Origin of the sequence: Candidatus Erwinia dacicola, assembly GCF_001756855.1 — a bacterium.
Taxonomy (GTDB): Bacteria; Pseudomonadota; Gammaproteobacteria; order Enterobacterales; family Enterobacteriaceae; genus Erwinia; species Erwinia dacicola.
Genome location: NZ_MAYS01000138.1, coordinates 1 through 6224 on the forward strand (window position 1 = coordinate 1; position 6224 = coordinate 6224).

The 6224-nt window shown below is 53.0% G+C and carries 3 protein-coding genes, 1 tRNA gene and 4 pseudogenes; 2 read left to right on the forward strand and 6 right to left on the reverse strand.

The window, feature by feature from the left end:
* Positions 1 to 285: 285 nt before the first annotated feature.
* Positions 286 to 569: pseudogene (locus BBW68_RS04190) on the forward strand (transposase); the annotation flags it as partial.
* A 272-nt stretch (positions 570 to 841) separates the two neighbouring features.
* Here BBW68_RS04190 and BBW68_RS04195 read toward each other — a convergent pair.
* The 3 genes from BBW68_RS04195 to BBW68_RS04205 form a co-directional block, all read right to left on the reverse strand.
* A tRNA-Pro gene (locus BBW68_RS04195) sits at positions 842 to 918 on the reverse strand.
* A 74-nt stretch (positions 919 to 992) separates the two neighbouring features.
* Positions 993 to 2744 (reverse strand): LPS biosynthesis-modulating metalloenzyme YejM, encoded by a 1752-nt coding sequence (gene yejM / locus BBW68_RS04200; protein ID WP_070134135.1) that lies wholly within the window; start codon positions 2742 to 2744, stop codon positions 993 to 995.
* Between the two features lie 20 nt (positions 2745 to 2764).
* Positions 2765 to 2998, reverse strand: coding sequence for a DUF1414 domain-containing protein (locus tag BBW68_RS04205; protein ID WP_070134136.1), 234 nt, complete (start codon positions 2996 to 2998; stop codon positions 2765 to 2767).
* 154 nt (positions 2999 to 3152) lie between these two features.
* Between BBW68_RS04205 and yejK the strand changes: the two are divergent.
* Positions 3153 to 4158, forward strand: a pseudogene (yejK, locus tag BBW68_RS04210) (nucleoid-associated protein YejK).
* Positions 4159 to 4262: 104 nt separating this feature from the next.
* Here the strand turns inward: yejK and rplY are convergent.
* The 3 genes and pseudogenes from rplY to BBW68_RS15745 all read right to left on the reverse strand — a co-directional run.
* Positions 4263 to 4547: a 50S ribosomal protein L25 gene (rplY, locus tag BBW68_RS04215; RefSeq protein WP_070134137.1), complete on the reverse strand. Its 285-nt coding sequence runs from the start codon at positions 4545 to 4547 to the stop codon at positions 4263 to 4265.
* Between the two features lie 169 nt (positions 4548 to 4716).
* A pseudogene (locus tag BBW68_RS15740) lies at positions 4717 to 5869 on the reverse strand (DEAD/DEAH box helicase family protein); the annotation flags it as partial.
* Between the two features lie 243 nt (positions 5870 to 6112).
* Positions 6113 to 6224, reverse strand: a pseudogene (locus BBW68_RS15745) (transposase); the annotation flags it as partial.

Consider the following 6224-nt stretch of genomic DNA (forward strand, 5'->3'; position numbering starts at 1 on the left):
ATCAGTGTGCCACTACAGATCTGGCGCGGCTGAGCAAGCCGCCAACGGAACCGGATAACCTTGCTGTTTCCATGCAGATCCACAACGAATTCTGGCTGGAGTAAGGTGAAGATCTTGATCAGCGTTTTAACGCCTAGGCGGCAAAATAATACACTGTGGGCCGATTGAAACAGAAGATCGCCCCCTACAACACGCACAGGGATTCATCCGCTGTGAGACTGTAATTTAAATTGTATATCTGCCTGTTTTTGATATGTTCATTCCAACAACGGAGACAAGCAAACTATGGACGAAAAGAAACGCAAAGCGCTGGCGGCTGAATTGGCAAAAGGCCTTAGAACCGAAGCTGATCTTGACCCGTTTTCCCGCATGCTGACAAAGTTGACCGTCGAAACAGCGTTAAATGCTGAGCTGACTGACCATCTAGGGCATGAGAAAAATGCTCCCCAAAAGGGTCTAATACCCGTAATGGCTGTTCGTCAAAAACTCTGCTTTGCGATGATGGCGAGATTGTGCTGAACACGCCGCGTGATAGTGAAAATACCTTTGAACCTAAGCTAATCATGAAAACGAGTGCGACGTTCATCCTGACCTCTCTCGCGGTGACAGCCCTAGTCGGCTGCTCGTCTCCGGCTTTACGGATGGCAGGGTGTCAAGCACAAAATATCAGCCGTGACCTGCTATCAGACTGAGCAAACGTGTCAGGCGGCCATTCTCAATGCGTCAATGAATGCGGCTTATGCCAATCAGCGGAGGGCGTGTTTGTCGGCTATCTGCACTAACGGTTGCAAGCAGTGGATACAAAAAAGGCCAACTTGAGTTAGCCTTTTTGTGAGATATTTGGTCGGCACGGAGAGATTTGAACTCTCGCCCCTCGCCACCCCATGACGATGCGCTACCAAGCTGCGCTACGCGCCGAACAAAATTCATGTTACTCAAACTCGACTCTGATTGCAAGATGCTAACATCTTGACTGCACACAATTTGTGCAGTCAGTCTGCAATAAAGCGCTTCTCGTCGGTCAACACCTGTAACAGCAATGCCAGCTGCGGTTTATGATCTTTCAGGCTATTGCCCTGACGGTCCCACGCGGCATAGCTGCCATTATTATCCAGCGCCATCGTCTCCTGTGGAGTGGTGATCAGCAGCTGATTATGGGTGCTGCTGGCAACCCAGTTATGGCGGCGCTGCGCTGCAAACAGATCCTCGCCCTGCGAGTAATTCACCACAGGCGTGCTGACGTGCAGCAGGCGCTGCATCAGGGTGGTCATGATGTCCTGATGATCGGTAAGTTTATTCACGATTTGCGCGGGCGTATTTGGCCAGTGTACCACCAGCGGCACCTGCAGCAGTTCACGATTACCCGCTAAGGCTTCGCCATCCAGCACGACACCGTGTTGGGCGGTGATCACCACCACGGTATTCGCCAGCAAACCTTTCTGATCGAGCGTGGTTAGCACGATCTGTATCTGTTTATCCACGTTACCGGCTGCACAGTTGTAGAGGCGCAGCGTGGTTTTATCCGCGCTGTCGCTGTCATCTGCCGTCGACAGGGAAATATAGGAGAACCACGGTGTGCTCTCATTTTTATGGCTGTCCAGCCAGCGCTGCCACTGGCTGGTGGTATCAGCATTAGACTGATTTTGCGCGCTCGGCAGTGAGAAGTCGGACAGCAATGCCTGACGATACAGCAACGAATTAAAGCCATCGCTGGCAAACAGACCGAACTGATAACCCTGCTGGTTCAGCGCATTAATCAGCGTTGAAGGCACGCGCGACGACAGCACACCGTCCATATAGCTCGGTGAGATGCCGTAGAACAGGCCGAACAGACCGCTGTCTTCAGAGCGGCCGGAGCTAAAGTGCTGGCTGAAGCGCATGTTGTTGTCGGCGAAGCTCATCAGATTTGGCAGCGATTTCGCCATTGAGGCTTCATTCAGGCCATCAACGGTGATCACCAGCAGATTATTGAGCGTGCCTTTATCGCTGAAGGTTATATTGTTGAGCGGGTAAGCCACCGACACTGCTTCCGGATTGCCCTGCTGGACCAGACGGCGCTGGTACTCCTGCGCATCTAGCAGCCCGTGTTTTTCCAAGAAGCGACGCGCGGTCATCGGATAGGAGAGCGGCAGGTTAGAGCGCTGCATCATGATCGGGCGATAGAAGTTAGCATCTGCCCAGATATACATCAGATGGCTGGTAAAAAACGCGGTGATAAATAGCCCAGCCAGCAGTTTACTAAAACTGCGCCGGTTCAGGCTACGCAATTTCTGCCAGCTCCACGTTGCGAACAGCATCTCAACGAGGAAAATAGCCGGCATGCTGATAAACGTCAGCTGCCAGTCGCGCGCCATCTCACTCTGATCGGGGTTAACCACCAGCTCCCACACCACCGAATTCAGGTGCAAATGGAAACGGGCAAAAACCGCGCTGTCGACGAGAATCAGCGTCAGCCCGGCGGTAGCGATAATCGCCGACAGGAAACGCAGCAGGCGTTCCGACATCACGACAAAAGTGAGCGGGAAAACAATCAGCAAATAGGCAGCAAAGACAATAAAGCTGAAGTGGCCAATCCAGCTACTGAAAGAGTAGAGACGTCCGGCCAGTGAGGCTGGCCAGTCGGAGACAAACAGATAACGGCTGCCAAGAATAAAGGCAAAAATGATGTTAAACAGGGCGAACCAATGCCCCCAGCTGATCATCTGGGAGACTTTTTCTCGGTAGCGCTGTCGATTTGTTACCATAGCGGGATCGGGGCGTCTCTTCAGTGGGCTTTATCGTTATTGATCACGGAAGCCTGCAGGGCTTCGGTAAACGAACGAGCCACATACTGGCGCGGCGCAGGTGCCACGCTGGTATTAAGTAGATTGGTTACCATATTTTCCAGAACCACTAGGGAAAAATCGGTTGGGGCTTGATTCTGTTCCAGAACCTGCACCTCCTCTGCGAGGATGCGTTCCTCCACGCGTTCGTTACTGTAGCGACATGATTGGGCCATGAGGTCATTTTCTAAGATTTAAAAGGCACAATCATACCGTAAGAACGCATTTTTTTCTGCATTTTTATCGTAATCATCCGCGTAAACTTGTTGCAGTTGATCGTAAAGGCTCATAGTGATTGAATACGCGCCTGTGCTTAAAGGAGAGTTTACCATGAGTCTGGATATCGACCAGATTGCCCTTCACCAGATGATTAAACGTGACGAACAAACGCTTGAGCTGGTCCTGCGCGATTCATTGCTGCCGTCTAATGCAACCGTGACGGCAATGATGGAAGAGCTGCATCGTGTTTACAGCGCCAAGAGCAAAGCCTACGGCCTGTTCAATGAAGAGAGCAAGCTGGCTGATGCGCTGCGTAACTGCCGCAAGGGTAAGAATGACTTTTTGGCGTTCAGCCACGCGGCCAGTGCACGCCTGCGCGATGAGCTGGGCAAGTACCCGTTTGCGGGAGGCGGTATTGTGCTGTTCGGCCATTACCGGTATCTGGCGGTTGAGTGCCTGCTGATTGCGGTGCTCAGCAGCCAGAACAGTATGCGCGTCAATGAAGAGCTGGATATCAGCAGCACGCACTATCTGGATATCAACCACGCAGATATTGTGGCGCGTATCGACCTGACTGAGTGGGAAACCAATCCGGAATCGACGCGCTATCTCACCTTCCTGCGCGGGCGGGTAGGGCGTAAAGTCTCCGATTTTTTTATGGATTTCCTCGGTGCCAGAGTCGGACTGGACACCAAAGCGCAGAACCGCGGCCTGTTACAGGCGGTGGATGATTACTGCGAAGAGGTGGGCCTAGATAAAAACGAGCGTCAGAACTATCGTCAACAGGTCTCGACCTACTGCAATGAGCAGCTGAAGTCCGGTGAAGAGATTGAACTGGCAGAGTTGTCGAACGAGCTGGCGCCGCTGGGGGAAAAAACCTTCCAAGCGTTTACTCAGGAGCAGGGCTATGAGCTGGAAGAGAGCTTCTCGGCCGACCGCAGCACGCTGCGTCAGTTAACCAAGTTTGCCGGCAGCGGCGGCGGCTTGACCATCAACTTTGATGCGATGCCTGTTAGGCGAGCGTATTTTTGGGGACCCAGTGACGGACACTATGACCATCAAAGGTACGCCGCCTAACCTGCGCGACCAGCTGCAGCGTCGCACCAGCGGGAAATAATCACAGGGAAGGGGGGACAACACGGGTCGACCGAAAAAGAGGGTATTCAGACGAAAAGAACGCCGCAGATGCGGCGTTCTTTTACATCATTTTCACTCGGGCAATTAAGCGCGAACGAAGTCGATGTGGTGCAGTTTTGGCTTGAACGGGTGACGCTGAACAGCCTGCACTTTAACTTTGGTTTCTTTACTATCTACAACCAGAGTCAGCACTTCTTCGTAGAAACCAGGCTTAGTCTGCTGGTTCAGTACGGAGTCGTGGCCCAGTTCGATAGCTACAGCTGCTTCGTTTCCGCCATAAATAATTGCCGGGAATTTGTTAGCTGTACGCAGGCGGCGGCTCGCACCCTTGCCCTGCTCTTTACGAGTTTCTGCTTTAATAGTGAACATTGTTAAATCTCATCAATTTTGAATCCTGCTACAGGCGACCCAGCAGCAGTCTGGATTGTTTAGCTTTGACCAAGGAAAACCCAACAAAAGCGACCGAGATTATAGCCGAACACAACCCTCTAGGCAACGCAATAACTCAGCGTAACTCGTTTGCGCGCCGAAAACGGCTCTAGTAATCAAACACTTTCTCGCGAGGGCGCAGGAACAGCAGCTCAAATGCCGTACGCTTTGCCGGGGTTTTCAGGCGAAAACGTTCGCTCACCTCGGTGGCATCCTCATCGTAATAACGCGCTTTCAGCCACTCGCCGTGTTCGTCGCTGCCGCTCTCCAGCACCATCGCGGCACAGCGTAGCACCAGCGCGTCCTTTAGCTTCAACGCGGCATTCAGCATATCATTCGGGTCAACCATTAATGGTGTCGCACTCGCGGCAGCGGCGGGCGGCAATATCGTTTCGGCATTGCACTGCGGGCAGTTTTTAAAACGGAAGCGATAATCGCACTGCTCGTGCAGGCCGTCATCCTCCTCCAGCACGCCCTGACAGCGGCGACAAAAGTGCTCAATAATGGTGCTGTCAGCAGTGGCCTTCCCCCAGAAGGTATTGGCAAAGCCGCAGCCGGGGCAGAATACCTGCACCGGCTGGTTATCACACTTTTGCCCTTCGGGGCGCCCACTTCCGGGGGGGGACAGAACGTGAGGATTACCTGCATAGTCGAGGATCAGGCAGTCGGTTTTGCCGGGGCTGTGGCCGCGAAGATCATCAGGCCCTCACGTTGTGAGGCAAACTCGACAATCTGCTGAATAATATGCGTGTTATGCGCTGCTGCTGTTCCAGCTCGCGATTAAGATCGGCTTTGCTAAACAGGCCGTTTTCCTGCGTCTGCAGGCGACTAAAATCGTACTACACTACCGGCATATCCAGCCGCTCCGGCGGCACCAGAAAACCGTGTTTGATCATGTAGCGAGTGGCAGCTCGTAGATGCAGTGGCGTAACAGCGCGCGTTCATCGCCGCGCACCATGCCGTGATAGTGGAACTGATAAATCCAGCCTTTCCCCAGACGGTAAGGCGTGGCCGTTAGCCCGAGCAGGCGCAGCTGGTTGATAATCTGCTGATACTGGCTCTCTTCGGCGTCGCTGATGCGGTGGCACTCATCGACAATCAGCAGCAAAAATCAGCATCGAACAATTCAAGGTTGCATGCCACCGACTGCGCGCTGCCAAACACCACTTTAGCGAGGCTCTCTTTGCGCTGCAGCCCGGCGCGAAAATGTCGGCGTCCAGCCCGTAGGCCTGATACTTGGCGTGGTTCTGCGCCACCAGCTCATTAGTATCTTGAAAATTGTTTAAAATAACCGCGATCGGCTTATCCGGTAAGATAATGGTTAATCAGGCAATTATCTTAAAAGGAACAAACTGATGGCTGACCACATTATCTAGGAAACGTGGATAAACGGCCACTTGGTCGAGTCCGTCAAGGTGGTGTAAATTCACACAGCCTTCCGGGCCAGTAATGGACCTGTTATGCACTGACTGGCAACGCGTTGATTACGTTGTCTTCATCTACCAGCGTCCGTCCGAGTTGACCGCGCAGGCGATTATTACCGCCACACTGACCACCCGGCCGTTCTTGCGCACCTTCACGTAGGTCGCATCCAGCCACAGGTAGGGCCATTTTCCC